General features: G+C 46.1%; 11 protein-coding genes. 8 read left to right on the top strand and 3 right to left on the bottom strand.

What is annotated here, in order from left to right; genetic code table 11:
• Positions 1–100: 100 nt before the first annotated feature.
• On the bottom strand, positions 101–1,810 hold the full coding sequence (pilB, locus tag JM642_RS18530) for a type IV-A pilus assembly ATPase PilB (protein WP_203432320.1): 1,710 nt from the start codon (positions 1,808–1,810) through the stop codon (positions 101–103).
• Between the two features lie 316 nt (positions 1,811–2,126).
• Here pilB and JM642_RS18525 point away from each other — a divergent pair, with 316 nt between their 5' ends.
• On the top strand, positions 2,127–3,557 hold the full coding sequence (locus tag JM642_RS18525) for an O-antigen ligase family protein (protein WP_203432319.1): 1,431 nt from the start codon (positions 2,127–2,129) through the stop codon (positions 3,555–3,557).
• Positions 3,558–3,600: 43 nt separating this feature from the next.
• Here JM642_RS18525 and JM642_RS18520 read toward each other — a convergent pair whose 3' ends face one another.
• Both JM642_RS18520 and nadC read right to left on the bottom strand, forming a co-directional pair.
• Positions 3,601–4,032, bottom strand: coding sequence for a prepilin-type N-terminal cleavage/methylation domain-containing protein (locus tag JM642_RS18520; protein ID WP_275403229.1), 432 nt, complete (start codon positions 4,030–4,032; stop codon positions 3,601–3,603).
• A gap of 604 nt (positions 4,033–4,636) precedes the next feature.
• Positions 4,637–5,518, bottom strand: a complete 882-nt coding sequence (gene nadC, locus JM642_RS18515) for a carboxylating nicotinate-nucleotide diphosphorylase (protein ID WP_088586229.1) — start codon at positions 5,516–5,518, stop codon at positions 4,637–4,639.
• Positions 5,519–5,741: 223 nt separating this feature from the next.
• On the opposite strand from nadC, the gene ampD reads away from it, so the two are divergent.
• The 7 genes from ampD to JM642_RS18480 all read left to right on the top strand — a co-directional run bounded on the left by ampD (position 5,742) and on the right by JM642_RS18480 (position 19,449).
• Positions 5,742–6,281 (top strand): 1,6-anhydro-N-acetylmuramyl-L-alanine amidase AmpD, encoded by a 540-nt coding sequence (ampD, locus tag JM642_RS18510; RefSeq protein ID WP_203432318.1) that lies wholly within the window; start codon positions 5,742–5,744, stop codon positions 6,279–6,281.
• A gap of 162 nt (positions 6,282–6,443) precedes the next feature.
• On the top strand, positions 6,444–7,295 hold the full coding sequence (gene ampE, locus JM642_RS18505; protein WP_037413617.1) for a beta-lactamase regulator AmpE: 852 nt from the start codon (positions 6,444–6,446) through the stop codon (positions 7,293–7,295).
• Positions 7,296–7,698: 403 nt separating this feature from the next.
• The gene (gene pdhR, locus JM642_RS18500) at positions 7,699–8,451 is read left to right on the top strand and encodes a pyruvate dehydrogenase complex transcriptional repressor PdhR (RefSeq protein ID WP_011070781.1); all 753 of its coding nucleotides are present in this window, start codon (positions 7,699–7,701) and stop codon (positions 8,449–8,451) included.
• Between the two features lie 80 nt (positions 8,452–8,531).
• The gene (gene aceE, locus JM642_RS18495) at positions 8,532–11,198 is read left to right on the top strand and encodes a pyruvate dehydrogenase (acetyl-transferring), homodimeric type (protein ID WP_037413614.1); all 2,667 of its coding nucleotides are present in this window, start codon (positions 8,532–8,534) and stop codon (positions 11,196–11,198) included.
• A 12-nt stretch (positions 11,199–11,210) separates the two neighbouring features.
• On the top strand, positions 11,211–13,232 hold the full coding sequence (gene aceF, locus JM642_RS18490; RefSeq protein WP_203432317.1) for a dihydrolipoyllysine-residue acetyltransferase: 2,022 nt from the start codon (positions 11,211–11,213) through the stop codon (positions 13,230–13,232).
• Positions 13,233–13,381: 149 nt separating this feature from the next.
• Positions 13,382–14,809, top strand: coding sequence for a dihydrolipoyl dehydrogenase (gene lpdA, locus JM642_RS18485; RefSeq protein ID WP_011715641.1), 1,428 nt, complete (start codon positions 13,382–13,384; stop codon positions 14,807–14,809).
• Between the two features lie 167 nt (positions 14,810–14,976).
• Positions 14,977–19,449, top strand: a complete 4,473-nt coding sequence (locus tag JM642_RS18480; RefSeq protein WP_203432316.1) for an EAL domain-containing protein — start codon at positions 14,977–14,979, stop codon at positions 19,447–19,449.
• Positions 19,450–19,658: the final 209 nt, after the last annotated feature.

Below are 19,658 nucleotides of genomic sequence, written 5' to 3'. Positions count from 1 at the left end.
TAAAGCTAAGAAGGACGTTGCTGCACAACTGTTAGAACGCTCACATGCTCGCTCTAGCATCTAGAGCTTAGCTCCTAGAAGGGCGCAGTCCGTCCCGCTATTAAAAACTGGTTACCCGATTCACTTCGGCAATACTGGTTACACCTTGAAGCACTTTTAGTAGCCCTGATTGCCGCAGGTCGCGCATCCCTTGGGCCTTGGCTTGAGCAGCAATTTGTAATGAATTACCCCCTTCCATAATAGTACGGGCAATTTCATCTGACATCTTCATCACTTCGTAAATACCTACCCGTCCTTTATAGCCACCAGAACAATGCTCACAACCCACGGGTTTATAGGTGATAAACCCTTGGGCGATTTGTGCATCACTAAAGCCTAAACGTTGTAGCTCATGTTCAGGTATCTGTTCGGGTTGTTTGCATTCTGGGCAAAGCCGCCGTGCAAGTCGCTGAGCAATAATTAAATTGACTGAGCTGGCAATATTATAGCCGGGTACGCCCATATTAATTAAACGAGTGAGTGTTTCTGCCGCCGAGTTAGTATGCAGGGTTGATAGAACTAAGTGGCCTGTTTGCGCCGCTTTAATGGCAATTTCGGCGGTTTCAAGGTCACGGATTTCGCCGACCATCACCACATCGGGGTCTTGTCGCAAAAACGAACGTAGTGCTGAGGCGAAGGTTAAACCCGCTTTTAAATTAATATGGACTTGGTTTACCCCCTCAAGGTTAATTTCCACCGGATCTTCGGCGGTGGAAATATTACGCTCGGCGGTATTGAGGATATTTAAGCCTGTATAGAGCGAAACGGTTTTACCCGAACCCGTTGGGCCTGTCACCAGAATCATCCCTTGGGGTTTGGCTAGCATCTCAAGGTAGAGCTTTTCTTGATCGGGTTCGTAACCGAGTTTTTCGATGCCGAGCTGTGCGGAGGAGGAGTCCAATATCCGCATTACAATTTTTTCGCCCCACAGGGTCGGCAGGGTGCTTACCCGAAAGTCAATCGACTTAGTACGGGATAGCTTCATTTTAATCCGGCCATCCTGGGGGACGCGGCGCTCGGCAATATCGAGTTTTGACATTACCTTTAAGCGCGCTGAGAGTCGTCCGGCTAGGCTGATTGGCGGCTCTGAGACTTCATGCAAAATACCATCGATACGAAAACGGATACGATAGCGCTTTTCATAGGGCTCAAAATGTAAGTCTGAGGCGCCCTTACGAATAGCATCGGTTAATATCTTATTGATATAAATAACAATTGGGGCATCGTCACTGGATTCACCAGCATTGTCTTCATTGCGTTTATCGGTATCGGTAATTTCGATACCAGCAAGCGCTGCTTCATCCATGCCGCTTAAATCAAGGCCAGTAATATCTTCTTCGAGTACCTTTTCAAGTGCTTTAGCGAGCTTATCTTCTTCCACCAAAATGGCTTCGGCATGTAGGCCAGCACTAAATTGGAATTCCTCAAGGGCGGCAATATTGGTTGGGTCAGAGGTGGCGATATACAGGCGATTACCACGTTTAAAAAGCGGCAAGCAGCGGTGTTTTTCAATTAGTTTTTTATTAAGAAACTCTTCGGGAATGGCACTAATATCAAATTCGGCTAAATCCAGCAGCGGGGTGCCATATTCCTCATAGCAAAGCTCTGCAATACTGCGGGCCGACACGAGCTTAGTCTGCACTAAGGTAGTGACTAAGGTTTGTTTATTTTGGCGGGATTTGGTGATGGCACTCGCCATCTGCTCTTCATTAAGCAGACCTTTACGGATGAAAAGGGTGGATAATCCCAGGTGAAGGCCAGCGGATGGCATGAAAAACTCCTATCTCCATTAGTTTTTCCATCATAGCGGCAAAAAGGTTATTTGTCATATATAAAAAAGCTCAAATAATCACAAAAAAATGAGTATCATCATAAGGATGCGAATTTATGTACCACTTGCAAAAGTAGCAATATTTTACCATAAACTGTACTGTGGGTTAATGGTCGATAAATAACAATGCCTTATAATCAAGTCACTTTGATTTACTTGACTAGAACGCGTAAATAATCGGTGATTTGGTGATGCACTTTTACGCCAATATCGGGGGATAAATACGTGATGGAATGCTCAATTAAGGAAACAGATATTGCAATCAATCCCGATTTTTAGCCGGATTTTCCTGCTCACTTTCTTCGCGCTATTTTTCCTTGGCTCAGTATTATCAGGTTATATCACTGGATATCTGGGGGTGGATAATGCTTACGACCTTAAGCGAATACTGGTGATTTTGTTTGTTGTATTGTCTGCGGTTGGCCTTTTGTGGCGCTCGAGTATTCCGATGATCGTCCCATCGCCTTTTACACTTTGGGTGGTGGTAAGCCTATTTATACTTGGTTTTATATCAACCATTTTTAGCCAGCATCCATTTTGGTCATTACTTGAATTAGCCAACTTTTTTTTGCTGCTCTGTTTGTTTTATATCTTAGGTGTACTCATAACTGACATTGGCAGAAACCTGACGCTGCAATATTTTTTTGGATTTGCGTTATTTTTCTCGATTTGTATTGCGGTTAAGTTTTTTTTGCTGCTGTTTTTTCATGCGCTCGATGCTAATCGGCCCGATGTGCATTCTTTAATTGCTGGATTTATGAATGTAAGGTTTTTCAATCAATTGCAAGTTATGCTGCTGCCGCTGTTGTGTTTATCTTTTTATATCGAACCACTTAAAAAATATAAACGGGCAGCTATGTTGGCTTTTAGTGTGCAGTGGTTAATCTTGCTGCAATCAGAGGCTCGCGGCGCATTGTTGGCAATAGTTTTAGCGGCTGTTGTGGTGTATCGCTTTTTGCCCGCCAACTTGGGTAAAACATTTGTTCTCCCAATGCTGAAGGCGGTGGTTTTCGGCACGCTTTTATGGCTGGTGCTGATCATTATTATTCCACTGTTTATTTTTGATAGCCCAATTTGGCAATTAAGAACCAATAGCTCAGGCCGCATTGATATGTGGATTTATATTTTGCAGATGATCCCTGAACGTATTGGTTTAGGTTACGGGCCAATGAGTTTTGCCTGGGCAGAAGCAAGGCCTTTGCCTAATGCTCACCCGCATAATGCCCTACTACAGTTTTTATATGAGTTTGGTGTGGTTGCGTTTATTTTACTGGTAAGTTGGTCGCTAATAACATTATGGTCAAAATTAAAGCGGCTTACTTTATTAGGGGAAAAACTGAGTGAGCATTTGGCTAAAAACTCACAATGTAGCCTCGATACAGGCTCACATATAGGCATAGAGAAGGACACAACCGATATTGTGTTGGTATTTGCTCTGTGTGCAATATGGATATATGCCATGTTTGATGGGGTAATTGTAATGCCATTATCCCAAGCGTTATTGGTGGCATTATTGGCACTTAATTACCGCCACTATCAACTGCGAGTGATAGCATTACCTTGGAAAGTGGTATTAATTGCAGCAGTGATAACCTGTGCTGCACTATTAATCGCGAGCCTTGGTGATACCGCGCTAAATCAGCAACTTTATCCAAGATTATGGTTAACTGGGATTATTAATGGATAAAAATAAAAAAGCCCCAAAATGGGGCTTTAAAAATTAACTCTAATTAGCTACTAGCTTTTAACCCTGCGCCTTCTTCACATTGAACTTTGGTCGCTTTATCTTCATCTTTGGTGTCAGCGGAATATGCTACTTCACCTGCTGTTCCAATATCTGCGGTAACGGTACAAGTACCATCATCATATGTAAGCTTAATTGCTGTTGTCTCTGCCGGAGTTACATCTCCTGTAATTTTACTTCCAGCGACAGCTAACTCATCACCTAAAGTTTTACAACCAACACCTGTTTGTACGCAAGCTTGAGTTTTTTGAACGTATGAACTTAACCCTTTCATTGATGCTGCACCATGAGATGTTGCAACATATTCGCGATAAGCAGGTAATGCCACTGCAGCCAAAATACCGATAATGGCTACTACAATCATTAATTCGATCAAGGTAAAACCCTGAGCTTGCTTGTTCATCTTGATACCTTTCATTTTTTGCTCCAAATATAATGCAAATTGTTGTTTATCGATTGTGTTCGTTTCGGCTGCTTATCTTGATTGCTTGACATGAATTGCTGGTTTTTTGGCTAGCGACAATTCACTTTGAGCTAATTTTGATAAGGAAGGCCGAAACGGCCATCTCGCCTAGGTAAAAGTTAGTACAAAGTTAAGTAAAATGAAACAACTTTTACGCATAAAGTATTAATTAAATGATTATTTTGTCTAAAAACTTGACGCTAAAACGTATTGCGTTCTAACAAACGTTTGACAATGTTAGTTAAGTTGACGCATTTAAAACAACGTCAAAACATCGGCGCGCATTATACCTGTGTTTTGTTAGGCTATTTAGTGGGTTTATGCTGTAAAGGGCAGGAAGCTAGAATCTAGGACGTTGCTGCGCAACTGCTAGGGCGCTCGCAAGCTCGTTCTAGAATCTAGAGCTGAAATGCATAAAGCTGGATCCCCTCGTCGATAACTGCTCCTGCGTTATTCTACCTCCTGCATCCATGCAGTCGTTCGCGAGGATGACGGCTTATGGGCTGCTACTAGAACCTAGTACCTAGAATCTATAAGGGCGCAGCCCGCTCTGCTTTTTCTAGCCTTTCAGTCGCATTGATAGATCTAAGGCGCGGACATGCTTGGTGAGGGCGCCGACGGAAATATAATCCACCCCCGTTTTGGCAAATTCCGCTAAGGTGTCTAAGGTCACATTGCCAGAGACTTCAAGTTTTGCACCTTTGCCTTTAGCTTGGCTTTTTGCATTCAGTTCAACAGCTTCGACCATCATAGTGATATCGAAGTTATCTAACATGATAATATCTGCGCCAGAATCCAGTGCTAATGCCAGTTCGGCTAAGGACTCGACTTCGACCTCAACGGGTTTATTGGGGTGTAAACTGCGCGCTGCATCCACTGCTTGGCGTATGCCACCACAGGCCATAATATGGTTTTCTTTAATTAAAAAGGCATCAAATAGACCTATACGGTGATTTTTACCGCCGCCACAGGTGACAGCATATTTTTGGGCGGTGCGCAGTCCTGGAATGGTTTTACGGGTATCGAGCAGTTGGGTGTGAGTGCCAGCAAGTTTGTCTACATAGTGTTTGGTGAGGGTGGCGACACCGGATAAGGTTTGGATAAAGTTCATCGCAGTGCGCTCGCCCGTCAATAAGGCGCGAGCGGGGCCGGATAATTCACACAAGACTTGATTGGGTAACACAAGATCGCCATCATCGACATGCCAATGCAGCGCGACTTCGCCACCTAATTGATTAAAGACTTGTTCTGCCCAGGCTTTGCCACAAAAAACCCCTTCTTCGCGGGTGATTAAGGTCGCTTCGGCATATTTATCTGCCGGAATAAGTTCGGCAGTAATGTCACCGTAGGCAATGGTTTTGGTATGCTCGTTGATTTCAGTGCCGCCAAGATCTTCATTGAGCGCGGTTTTTACGGCATGTCGAATATCGTTTTCTAGCATGATCGGAGTCCTTGCTTTTATACGTCGGGCGAGTGGGCATGGGTTAACATGGGTCAATCGTCTGCCTGCTTGCATTTGGGCTTAAGATTATCATGGCTGCGCCGCTAGGTGCTAGAGCGTCGCTTTGCTCCTTCTAGAATCTAAAATCTAGCGCCTAGAAGGGCGAAGCCCGCTCTGCTTTCCTAGCAGTCGCGTAGCGACGTTCCGTTTTTAAGGAGTAAACATGAGTTTTGAGTTTGGTTGGTATCGCGCGGCGCGGCGCTGTGAATCGCCACATTTTAATCAACGCCCCTTTGGGGAGATTAGTCTGTTGGTGATCCACAATATCAGCCTGCCCGCTGGATGCTTTGGTTTACCTTACATCGATCAATTATTTCAAGGCTGTTTAGATACCAGTGCCGATGAAACTTTCGCCGATTTAGCGGGGCTTAAGGTATCAGCACATTTTTTAATTCGCCGCGATGGTGAATGTGTGCAGTATGTGAGTTGTGACGATAGAGCTTGGCACGCTGGCGTGTCCCGTTATGGTGAAAGGGAAAATTGTAATGATTTTTCCATTGGCATTGAGCTCGAAGGGACGGATACTAAGCCCTATACTGCCGCACAATATCAGCAACTTGTTGAATTGACTCAAGCCTTGTTTGCACAATACCCTAGCTTGAGTACCGAGCAGATTGTTGGGCATTGTGATATTGCGCCAATGCGTAAAACTGACCCTGGCTCAAGCTTTGACTGGGAAAGGTATTTAACGGCGCTGCGTTGAAGGCAAAGAAGGATGCTGCTTCTAGAATCTAAGACGCTTCGCTGCTAGGACGCAGCAAAAAGCACTGTTCTAGGACGCCACTTCGTGGATCTAGAACCTAGACGGGCGAAGCCCGCGCTGCTTTTTCTAGTCAGTCCTGCTTTTTTACAAGGAGTACTATCGATGGCATTATTTTCATTACTGGTCGCCATTCTTGTGGAGCGACTAAAGTTTCTTCCCGCCTCTTGGCAGTGTGATCGTGTACTGCAATCTTACCAATCCAGCTTTTTTGGCGATAAAGCGTCGCTTAATAACACTAATATGTTGCTGGCTTTGATATTGCCCGCGGGTGTGGTTTATCTGTTGGGTTGGATTGCGTCGGGTATGTTTTGGGGAGTATTAAGTCTCGCGCTATGGGTGCTGGTGGCGATTATTTGTTTTAATCATCAAAAACAGCGCGATACCTTTAAAAAATATATGCAGGCGGCGTGTCGCTCCGATGTGCAGGCCTGTTATCACTATGCCGCTGAATTAGATTGCAGTGAGTGTTTGGAGGCGGTTTCGGAAAAAGATTTAGGTGCCAAGGTCGGGCAGAGCGTTGCTTGGATTAACTATCGTTACTACGGTGCAGTGGCATTATGCCTTATTTTTCTTGGACCTGTGGGGGCGGTGTTATATTGCACTGCGCGCTTTTATGCGGAGGAAAATATACGTAAGTCACTTAATTTACCGCTGATTGAAGATATTATGTTTGCGTTTGATTGGCTCCCAAGCCGAGTGTTTTCCTTTGGCTATGCGCTCAGTGGTCAGTTTAGTGAAGGGCTCGCGGCGTGGCGCAATAATGCGTTAAATATTAATGCCAGTGCTAGGCAAGTAGTCACTGAAACGGCACTCGCTGCCCAGCCTTTGCCCGAGGTGTCTAGCGCGCCTGTTTGTGTGCAGTCGACCTTAGCATTGTTAGTATTAAGCAAACGCAACTTTACGCTGATGGTTGCTGTGTTATCACTGCTGACTATTTTTGGGTTGGTGAGTTAATAAGAAGGACGCTGCTTCTAGAATCTAGGGCGCTTCGCTGCTAGGACGCAGCAAAAAGCGCTGCTCTAGGACGCCAATTCGTGGCTCTAGAATCTAGCACCTAGGACCTAGAGCCTAGAACCTAAAATCTAGAATCTATAAGGGCGCAGCCCGTTTTGCTTTTTCTAGCAGCTGCGCTTTTTACAGCGCTCCAGAACCTAGCCGCTAGCACTTGCTCTCGTTGTGGTTTAATGGTCTGACCCCATGATGAGTTTTTTAGGCTATGCTCTCTCATCGTGAGCGGTTTTGAGTGAGATCACCTTTTAAGGTTGATTTTCAATCTGGACATCAAAAGTGTGATTTGATAAAGTGCGCTCACTCATAAAAATTGGTAAGACCAATTTACAACGGAGCTGAGCGCCAAATGGCCTATAGTAAAATTAATCAGCCAAAAATTTCTGATGTGATCATGGCGCAACTCGAGCAAATGATCCTCGAAGGTAGTTTACAGCCGGGCCAGAAATTACCACCGGAGCGTGAACTGGCCATCCAGTTCGAAGTATCTCGTCCCTCATTGCGTGAAGCGATTCAAAAACTCGAGGCGAAAGGGCTATTAATGCGCCGTCAAGGCGGCGGTACTTATGTCAAAGAGCAACTCTGGCAGAGTCTTGCCGATCCTATCGTTGAATTAATGACAGCCGATCCAGAAAGCCAATACGACTTGCTGGAGTTTCGTCATGCGACCGAAGGCATGATGGCCTATTTTGCCGCCCTGCGTGGCACAGACGCCGATATGCAGAATATCAAGCGGATGATCCTTGAGGTGGAAGCCGCCACCAATATCGAACAACAAGCTGCTGCCATTGTGCGCTTCTATCGCGCTGTTGCTGAAGCGTCACACAATGTGGCTATGTTGCATCTCGTACTCAGTTTAACCCCTGTGCTGCATAAGAATGTGGCGCAAAACCTGGAGCTTTTAAGCCGCCGCGAAGAAGCTTCCACTATGGCTAACGATCACAGACGTGCTCTGCTCGCTGCAATCGTTCGTCGTGATCCTGAAGCCGCTAGAGAAGCCTCGAATGAACATTTAAGTTACATCGAAGAGGTGATGTTATCTGTGCGGGAAGAAGATAGCCGGTTGCAGCGAAGTTTGCGCCGTTTAAAGAGTGGCGCTTAAGTTCCCGACTTTAGCACTCGCTAAAGCGGAATATGCCGCAAACACCATTCATTATCATGTATATAGAGAAGGACAGTGTCATGTCTGAAGATATGCTACAAGACTTAGATCCGTTAGAGACTCAGGAATGGGTTGATGCCCTGCAAGCTGTATTAGAACAGGAAGGCCCTGAACGCGCCCATTTCTTATTAGAGAAACTGATCGATAAAGCCCGTCGCAATGGCACACACTTGCCTTACACGGCGACCACGGCCTATTTGAACACCATTCCAGCGGGTCAAGAGCCGCACATGCCAGGCAACCAAGAGATGGAACGTCGCATTCGCGCCATCATCCGTTGGAACGCCTTAGCTATGGTGCTACGTGGTTCTAAGAAAGATTTAGAGTTAGGCGGCCATATTTCGAGTTTCGCGTCGAGCGCAACCATTTATGACGTGTGCTTCAACCACTTCTTCCGTGCGCCAAACGAGAAAGACGGCGGCGACTTAGTGTATTTCCAAGGTCATATCGCTCCAGGTATCTATGCGCGTTCATTCTTGGAAGGTCGTTTAACGGAAGATCAACTGGCTAACTTCCGTCAAGAAGTGGATGGCAAAGGTTTATCTTCTTATCCGCACCCTAAGTTGATGCCTGACTACTGGCAATTCCCAACGGTTTCTATGGGTTTAGGCCCAATCCAAGCGATTTACCAAGCGCGCTTCTTAAAATATCTGACTGACCGTGGTCTGAAAGATTGTTCTGAGCAAACCGTTTACTGCTTCTTAGGTGACGGTGAGTGTGACGAGCCAGAAGCCTTAGGTGCGATTGGTTTAGCCGCCCGTGAAGAATTAGATAACTTAGTCTTTATCATCAACTGTAACCTGCAACGTCTGGACGGCCCAGTACGCGGTAACGGTAAGATCATCCAAGAACTGGAAGGCGAATTCCGCGGCGCTGGCTGGGAAGTCGTGAAAGTGATTTGGGGTCGTTACTGGGATCCATTATTGGCCCGTGATACCAGCGGTAAGTTATTGCAGTTAATGGAAGAAACCGTTGACGGTGAATACCAAAACTGTAAAGCCAAAGGTGGCGCTTATACTCGCGAACACTTCTTCGGCAAATACCCAGAAACCGCCGAAATGGTAGCGAACATGTCAGATGATGACATTTGGCGCTTAAACCGTGGTGGTCATGACCCAGTTAAAGTGTACGCGGCATTAGACCATGCGCGTAAGACTAAAGGTCGCCCAACGGTGATCCTAGCGAAAACCGTTAAAGGTTACGGCCTCGGTGATGCGGGTGAAGGTAAGAACATCGCCCACAACGTGAAGAAAATGGGTATCGAGTCTATCCGTTACTTCCGCGATCGTTTCAATATCCCGATCCCTGACGATCAATTAGAAGATCTGCCGTTCTACCACCCAGGTCCAGATTCGGAAGAAGTGAAGTACATGATGAGCCGTCGTGCCGCGCTGCATGGTAGCGTGCCACAACGTCGTGAGAAGTTCAGCGAAGAGTTGGAAGTGCCATCACTGAAGATTTTCGATTCGATCTTAGCAGGCTCAAATGGCCGTGAAATTTCATCGACCATGGCGTTTGTTCGCGTACTGACTGCGCTGTTAAAAGACAAGAAAATTGGCAAAAACATTGTGCCAATTATCCCTGACGAAGCGCGTACTTTCGGTATGGAAGGTCTGTTCCGCCAAGTGGGTATTTATGCTCACGAAGGCCAAAAATACGTACCGCAAGACTCTGACCAAGTGGCTTACTATCGTGAAGATAAAACCGGTCAGGTGCTGCAGGAAGGTATTAACGAACTGGGTGCAATGTCATCTTGGGTAGCGGCTGCGACCAGCTACTCAGTCAACGATACACCGATGATCCCATTCTACATCTACTACTCAATGTTCGGTTTCCAACGTATTGGCGACATGGCATGGGCTGCGGGTGATATGCGTGCACGTGGCTTCTTAGTCGGTGGTACTTCAGGCCGTACAACACTGAACGGTGAAGGTTTACAGCATCAGGATGGTCACAGTCACGTACTGGCTAACACTATTCCTAACTGTATTACCTACGATCCAACTTATGGTTATGAAATTGCCGTTATCGTTCAAGATGGTATCCGTCGTATGTACGGCGAAAAACAAGAAGATATCTTCTACTACCTGACCACAATGAACGAAAACTATATTCAGCCTGAAATGCCAGAAGGTGCCGAGGAAGGTATCGTTAAAGGTATCTACAAGCTGGAAACGGTTAGTGGTTCTGGTAAAGGCAAAGTGCAGTTACTGAGCTGTGGCACCATTCTTGAGCAAACCCGTAAAGCGGCGCAAGCGCTGGCGAAAGACTTTGGTATCACTGCCGACGTATTTAGCGTGACCAGCTTCAACGAACTGACTCGCGATGGTCAAGCGGCAGAACGTTGGAACATGCTGCACCCAACGCAAACGCCAAAACAAGCGTATATCAGCCAAGTGATCTCCAGTGATGCGCCTGCAATCGCAGCAACTGACTACATGAAGATCTACGGCGAGCAGTTACGTGCATTTATGCCAACCGATTACAAAGTGTTAGGTACTGACGGTTTCGGTCGTTCAGACAGCCGTGACAACCTGCGTCACCACTTCGAAGTGGACGCTAAGTTCATCGTTATCGCGGCACTGAAGTCACTGGTTGATCGTAAAGAGCTGCCTGTTGATGTGTTAGCGAATGCCATCAAGGAATACGGCATCGACGCTGACAAGATCAATCCACAGTACGCGTAAGAGGCAATAAAAATGGCTGAATTAAAAGAAGTTTTTGTTCCTGATATCGGCGGCGATGAAGTACAAGTTATCGAAATCTGTGCTTCTGTGGGCGATACCTTAGCAGCGGAAGAGTCGATTCTGACCGTTGAAAGCGACAAGGCGACCATGGACATTCCTGCGCCTTTCGCGGGTGTGTTAGCCGAATTGAAAGTGGCCGTCGGTGACAAAGTCAGCGAAGGTACCTTAATTGCGATGATGCAAGCAGCGGGCGCATCCGCTCAAGCTGCTGCGCCAGTTGCTCAAGCTGCCGCTTCTGCGCCAGCTCCAGCAGCACCTGCTCCAGTACAAGCGGCTCCAGCCCCTGTGGCTGCCGCGACAGCGACGGGCGCAACCCAAGTGGTTGAAGTCACTGTGCCGGATATCGGTGGTGACACCGATGTGTCTGTTATTGAAGTCTTAGTCGCCGCTGGCGATAAGATTGAGGTTGACGCTGGCCTTATCACGCTTGAAACCGACAAAGCGACCATGGACGTACCATCGCCATTCGCGGGTGTGGTAAAAGAAGTGAAAGTGGCTGTGGGTGACAAGGTTTCCCAAGGCTCATTAGTGATCATGCTCGAAGTGGGTGGCGCAGCTCCTGCTGCCACGGCTCCACAAGCAAGCGCGCCAGCAGCGTCAGCTCCTGTCGCTCAAGCTGCACCTGCGGCGGCTGTTGCTCCAGTAGCTGCTGCACCAGTGGTTGCCGTTAAAGAAATCCAAGTGCCAGATATTGGTGATGCCAGCAATGTCGATGTGATCGAAGTGCTAGTGTCTGTGGGTGATATGATCACTGCTGACCAAGGTTTGATCACGTTAGAAACCGATAAAGCGACCATGGAAGTGCCTGCGCCATTCGCCGGTAAACTGCTGTCGTTAACCGTTAAAGTCGGTGATAAGGTTTCTCAAGGTAGCGTGATTGCGACGATTGAAACTGTGACTGCCGGTGCAGCTCCTGCACCTCAAGCCGCCGCGCCAGCATCTGCACCAGTCGCCCAAGAAGTGGCTCCAGCACCTGTTGCAGCCGCGCCTAGCCGTCCACCGGTTCCACATCACCCAAGTGCAGGTGCGCCTGTGTCTACTGGTGCGGTGCATGCGTCTCCTGCGGTTCGCCGTTTGGCCCGTGAATTTGGTGTGGATCTCACTCAAGTGACGGGTTCTGGCCGTAAAGGTCGCATCATGAAGGAAGACGTTCAGGCGTATGTGAAATACGAACTGTCTCGTCCTAAGGCGACAGCAGCAACTTCCGTTGCAGCGGGTAGCGGTGGTGGTTTGCAAGTAATTGCCGCACCGAAAGTGGATTTCAGCAAGTTTGGTGAAGTGGAAGAAATTCCATTAAGCCGTATCCAGAAGATCTCTGGTCCAAACCTGCACCGCAACTGGGTAACTATTCCCCACGTGACTCAGTTCGATGAAGCTGATATCACTGAAATGGAAGAGTTCCGTAAGCAGCAGAACGACGCAGCGGCGAAGAAGAAAGCCGATTATAAGATCACTCCGCTGGTCTTTATGATGAAAGCTGTGGCGAAAACGCTACAACAGTTCCCAGTGTTCAACTCAAGCTTAAGCAGCGACGGTGAATCACTGATCCAGAAGAAGTACTACCACATCGGTGTGGCGGTTGATACGCCAAACGGTTTGGTTGTGCCAGTGGTGCGTGACGTGGATAAGAAAGGCATTATCGAGTTATCTCGTGAGCTGGCAGATATTTCTATCCGCGCCCGTGACGGTAAGCTGAAGTCCGCCGATATGCAGGGCAGCTGCTTCACTATTTCAAGCCTAGGTGGCATTGGTGGTACTGCATTTACCCCAATCGTTAACTACCCAGACGTGGCGATTTTAGGTGTGTCTAAATCTGAAATTAAGCCTAAGTGGAATGGTAAAGAATTCGAGCCTAAATTGATGTTGCCACTGTCGCTATCCTACGATCACCGCGTGATCGATGGTGCAATGGCTGCACGCTTTAGCGTGACCCTGTCAGGAATTCTGTCCGATATTCGTACTTTGATTCTGTAAACAAATAAGGCTGCTCATCTTGAGTGGCCTTTTGTTTATTGTGATCAGTATCAAACACAGGTTAAAATGCGCCCACCTTACGCGCTGGCGCATTTTCGGTTGGCAGGATTACTCCCCTCCAACGGATTGAATGAGAATTAGAGGAAAACATGAGTAACGAAATCAAAACTCAGGTAGTGGTATTAGGTGCAGGTCCTGCGGGATATTCTGCTGCCTTCCGTGCGGCTGACTTAGGTCTGGAAACCGTTATCGTTGAACGTTTTAGCACTTTAGGTGGCGTGTGTTTGAACGTGGGTTGTATCCCATCTAAAGCCCTGTTACACGTTGCTAAAGTCATCGAAGAAGCCAAAGCCGTTGCTGCACACGGTGTGGTGTTCGGCGAGCCAACCATCGATTTAGACAAGTTACGCAGCTTCAAGCAAAAAGTGATCAGCCAGTTGACTGGTGGCTTAGGCGGCATGTCTAAAATGCGTAAAGTAAACGTTGTTAATGGCTTCGGTAAATTTACAGGCCCTAACAGCTTAGAAGTGACTGCTGAAGACGGCACTGTGACCGTTGTTAAGTTTGACCAAGCGATCATCGCTGCGGGTTCTCGCCCAATCAAACTGCCATTCATTCCCCATGAAGACCCACGTATTTGGGATTCGACCGACGCATTAGAACTGAAAGAAGTTCCTGGCAAACTGCTGGTAATGGGCGGCGGTATCATCGGTTTAGAAATGGGTACGGTTTACTCTTCTCTGGGCAGTGAAATCGACGTGGTTGAAATGTTCGACCAAGTGATCCCTGCGGCTGACAAAGACGTTGTTCGCGTATTCACTAAGCAAATCAAGAAGAAATTCAACCTGATCCTCGAAACTAAAGTGACTGCGGTTGAAGCCCGTGAAGACGGTATCTACGTTTCGATGGAAGGTAAGAGCGCGCCAACTGAACCAGTACGTTACGATGCAGTGTTAGTGGCTATCGGTCGTACGCCAAATGGCAAGCTGATCGACGCTGAAAAAGCGGGCGTTAAGATCGATGAGCGTGGTTTCATCAACGTAGACAAACAATTACGTACAAACGTACCGCACATCTACGCAATCGGTGACATCGTTGGTCAACCAATGTTGGCTCACAAAGGTGTGCACGAAGGCCACGTAGCGGCCGAAGTGATCGCGGGTATGAAGCACTACTTCGATCCAAAAGTTATCCCATCAATCGCTTACACAGACCCTGAAGTAGCCTGGGTAGGTCTGACTGAGAAAGAAGCTAAAGAGCAAGGTATTGCTTACGAAACAGCGACTTTCCCATGGGCAGCCAGCGGCCGTGCAATCGCTTCAGATTGCAGCGAAGGTATGACTAAGCTGATTTTCGATAAAGACACTCACCGCGTAATCGGTGGTGCTATCGTAGGTGTGAACGGTGGCGAACTGTTAGGCGAAATCGGCCTAGCCATCGAAATGGGTTGTGATGCTGAAGATTTAGCATTAACTATCCACGCTCACCCAACTCTGCACGAGTCAGTGGGTCTAGCGGCTGAAATCTACGAAGGTTCTATTACTGACCTGCCAAACCCAAAGGCAAAGAAAAAGTAATTTAACCTTTGTCTCGTCCTGAAATAAGTTGAGACTTATATTCGTAAAAGCGCCTTTAGGGCGCTTTTTTATTGCCTAAGTCAAAATGTAAAGTTAATGTGAATGTGCGGGTGTATTCAGGCTGTTGAACTGCTACAGTAAAACTATGGTGTTAAGTAAGTCGTCAAATGAAAAAAATAATAATCCACTTCCTTTTGGCATCAATATTGGTTTTTTGTTCAGGTCTTCATTCGGCTTGGGCGGGTAGTTTTGTACAACGGGTTTTTTCTGACAGGGACGGACTTGAAGCGACCAGTATTCGCGCGCTCACACTCGATGACCATGGTTTTATATGGGCTGCAACCGAGCAAGGTTTATATCGGGTTAGTAATTCTAAAGTGAGGCGAATTGATAAAACGGGTTCCGAGTTACGCCTTGCTGATGAGTTTTTGACAACAGTTGTCAATATCGATCGCGATATGCTGTTAGTCAGTACCAATGCCGCAACCTATTTTTATGACATCGCAAAAAATCAATTTACCCAGATGGGGTCACCTAATTTATTCCCTCATTTCCCTGGTGGAGTGTTAATTTCTGCTGCTCGTAAAAATGCCCAAGAATGGCGCTTGTTGATTGATAACGGCCAGATTTACGACTTATCCCCCTCAACCTTGACCTTAACTTTAGTGAGTCAGTTACCCGTTAATCGCGATCTACCCTGGCGCAAGTTATTGAGCATGCCTGATGGTCAGTTTCTTGTTGCGGGTCAATTTCAATTGTTACTCCTCAACAGTGCCGGGGAAAAAGTCGTTGATTACCAATGGACTGAACCTATGGGCAGTATTCTGGATATGCTTGAGGATTCAAAACAGCGTATTTGGATTGCAACGAGTCGAGGGATTTACCGATTAGAACCAAAAACCTTACAGATTTTCCCTGTTCCTGAATTACCCGATTGGAGCACTGCTATGGCTGAAGGCCATAATGGTGAGATTTGGTTTTCGAGTCGGGCAGGTTTATTAAAGTGGTCTCCAGATACCCATCAGATTGAAAATTATCAACAAGAGCTTAAAACTCAAGCCAATATGGAAACATTAAAGGCGATATTGTTTGATAAATCAGGTTTGATGTGGGTTGGGGGCTCTGGAGATGGTTTAGCCTTACTGGCATCGCAACCGGATTTCATTCTTGATACTTTTACTGGCGAACCGCCACATCAATTATCTGACGCTATGGTGTGGTCGGTGTTTGCGAGTGATGAAGGATTATGGTTTGGGGCGTCAAATGTCAGCTTTGTCGGGCGAAACACTCAAAAAGCAATTACCGTAGATATTGAGGGATTAAAGCCGCACGAGAGTGTTTACGGGATCAGTCGCTTTATTGACCACTATTTATTAGTTTCTACCACGAGTGGTTTGTTTGTCGTGGATAAGTTGACCTTAAAAGGGATCAGTTTTGCCCAGTGGACGCATGGTGGTGAAGCATTTAAAAATAAACTCATCTATGGCACTTATGCCGATCCCAAACTCAAAGGACGGTTTTGGATTGCAACGGGTACGGGGCTGTATTTTTGGGAGCAAGGACTGTTTGAGCCGCAGCCATTTAACTTTGATGGGACAACTGGGAATTCGCCAGAGCTTAAGCGGCCGACCATTCGTACTTTATATCGAGCCTCTGACGGCAAGTTATGGATAGGTGGACGAAAGGTATTTGGTTATATCGACGAGCAAAATCTTTTTCACGATCAAAGACAATTGTTCAGTGGCTTAAACTCTGTGCCCTCAATTAGCCATATTGAAGAAATATCTCCCGGTGTGATGTGGTTTGGCTCCTATGAAAGGGGCTTATTCGAATTAAATCTCCACGGCGGCAAACTGGTTTCGTTAAGTTCACAATGGCAAGTAAATTGTAGTTCAGTATTTTTTATCCAGAAAACAACCAATGCCAATGTCGTTGCCTGTGCTGATTCGCTAATCCGTCAAGATAGAGCGACAGGGCAAATCTCAATGTTTAACCAACTTGATGGCCTAATTTCTAATGAAATGAATGAAGGCGCCTATTTTTATTCTGCCGTTTCAGGTCTGTATATTGGTACTCCTGAAGGGGTGATGAACCTTGATGTGGACAAGATGGTCAACCGTATTGCCGATGATCATGTGATGTTGGAGTCGGTATCGGTTTATTACGACAACAATACCCAAGTCTCGTTGTTACCCAAACCGTTGATGGTGATTAAGCCTGACGCCAATATGGTAAGCCTGCAGATCACTAACCTCGATTACCTTGATGATTCGCCAATACAATTTAAATATCGACTCAGATATCAAGGGGAGGAAGATAACTACGTGCTGCTCCAAGGTGAGTCGCAGGTAAACCTCGCAGGCTTAGCAGCGGGAGAATATCTACTTGAGGTGTTAAGCCAAGTCAATGGAATCTGGTCAGATAAGCCCTTTACTTTTCCCTTCTATGTTGAGCAGCACTGGTGGCTGACTCAAGGGTTTAAAGGTTTATTATTATTAGTGTTTTCGATTATTGCACTGAGTTTAGCTTGGTATCGACAGCGTCAGGTTCGCACCTTTATGGCGATGAATCAAGCGCTAACCGAGAGTGATGATCGTCTCAGGCAATCGTTACGTGGTAGCGACTCTGATCTTTGGGAATGGCATAGGGATAGCCAATGTTTTTATCTCGATAACCGCGGTTATGTCTTGGGAAGTCATGCCAACGAAATTGTACTAACCCTTGAATCACTTCCCGTACATCCTTTGGATCGGGAAAAAGTACTGGTGCAATGGCATAGCATGCTTGCAGGAGAGGTTGATCGGTTTGAAGCCGAATATCGATATCATCGTCGCGATGGTAACTGGGGCTGGTTGAGGGTGCGCGGGCGTCCTGTGGCTCGTAATAAACAAACCCAAGTTATTGAGCGGGTAGCGGGGATTTATAGTGATATAACCTTGCAGCGGCAGCTTGAAGATGAAGTCAGTCTTTTAGCCCAAGCGTTTGAAAATACATCAGAAGGTGTACTTATTTTAGACGTAGATGAAAATATTCGTGTTGCCAATCATGCCGCACAACACATTATAGGCTCAGAACAACAGAGCTTAGTCGGCCTATCATTTTCGCAATTTGTGCAAATGAAGGATGGGTTATCTACGGAAGTTGCCCAGTTACTTGGTCAGGATAGCTCATGGACGGGTGAGCGTGAGTTAGTCGGACAAAACGGCCTAGTTTATCCCGTATGGCTTAACGTGTCGGTGATGCAGTCACTGAATGAAAATGCCATTCACTATGTAGTAGTATTTTCAGATATCACTGAGCGGAAACGCACCGAGGCCGACCTTAGACGTCTGGCAAATTACGATGTATTAACAGGACTCCCTAACCGTTCGTTATTCGCCAATCGTTTGATGCAATCTATTCAAGCGGCTGAGCAAAGTGGTGAAAAGTTAGCATTGCTGTTTCTTGACCTAGATAGATTTAAGCATGTCAATGATTCCTATGGCCACAGTATGGGCGATGCACTCTTAGTTGAAGCATCTAATCGATTACAATCCTGTATCGGAAGTGACCATTTACTCTGCCGTTTTGGTGGCGATGAATTTGTTATTTTACTGAAGAATGTTAAAGAGTTAAGTGATATTAACCACTTAGCTGAACAGTTGTTGGCACAAATCGTCGCGCCATTTAGGTTGTTTGGCCGCGAGTTTTATATTTCAACCAGCATTGGGATCAGTATTTGGCCCGATGATGCAATGCAGCCAGAAGCTTTCATAAAAAATGCGGATCTGGCCATGTATCATGCCAAGGAAGAAGGTCGTGGTAACTTCAAATATTATTCATCAGAGCGCAATGCCCAAGCGTTATACCATTTACGTTTGGAGGCTGATTTACGTAAAGCGATAGAGCGGCAAGAATTTGAACTGTATTATCAACCACAAATTGATATTTTGCAGGGGGATAAATTTATTGGCATGGAAGCACTCATTCGTTGGCGACATCCCGTCGATGGTTTTGTGCGACCCGATATTTTTATTAAAGTTGCCGAAGCTTGTGGTTTGGTTGTTGATATTGATCGCTGGGTTTTACGCCGCGCGTGTTCGGATGGGGCCAAATGGGCAATGCAAACCGCTGAGCCATTTAAATTGTCGGTCAATATTTCAGCTGTGCATTTCCGTCAGCCAGACTTTATCGATGGCGTGAAGAAAATTCTCGATGCCACCCGTATGCCAGCTTCATCTTTATGTTTAGAAATTACCGAAGGAGTGTTAATGAAAGAGTTGCAGGTGGCTAAAGCCCACTTAATGCAGCTTGATGAGCTTGGCATTGAAGTCGCGATTGACGACTTTGGCACCGGATATTCCTCTTTAGCTTATTTACGCAATTTTGAGGTGAATACACTCAAAATTGACCGTTCATTTTTGATCGATATCGCCTCGAATTCTGCTGATCAGGCTATTGTGAGTAGTATTATTGAATTGGCACGTAACTTAAAATTAACCGTAGTAGCAGAAGGGGTTGAAACCGTTGAGCAGTTAGAGCAGCTTTTTAGCCGTGGCTGTTATATTGTTCAGGGCTATTATTTTGCCAAACCAATGTCTGTCAATGATTTTGAAAAATATCTTCAGTTACAGTCTCCGCTTGACTCATTGCAATCTTAATCTGCAATTTATGTGTGCTTAATTGCGCATTTTTAGCCTCGGCTCAAGTTGGGGTTTTATGTTGAATTATCTGTTTACAGCACTTGTGTTTAAACGTAAATGAAATAACGCGATCATTAATGGCAAATTTTCAACTCATCGGTTCAGATAAAATATGACTGATGGTTAAATAGATAAATTTGCTAATATTAACTCGAAATTTTTTATCC

The organism is Shewanella sp. LZH-2, assembly GCF_016859145.1.
GTDB classification, from domain to species: Bacteria; Pseudomonadota; Gammaproteobacteria; order Enterobacterales; family Shewanellaceae; genus Shewanella; species Shewanella xiamenensis.
Note: the sequence above shows the minus strand (reverse complement) of the source record. Positions and strands in the feature narration are given on the sequence as shown.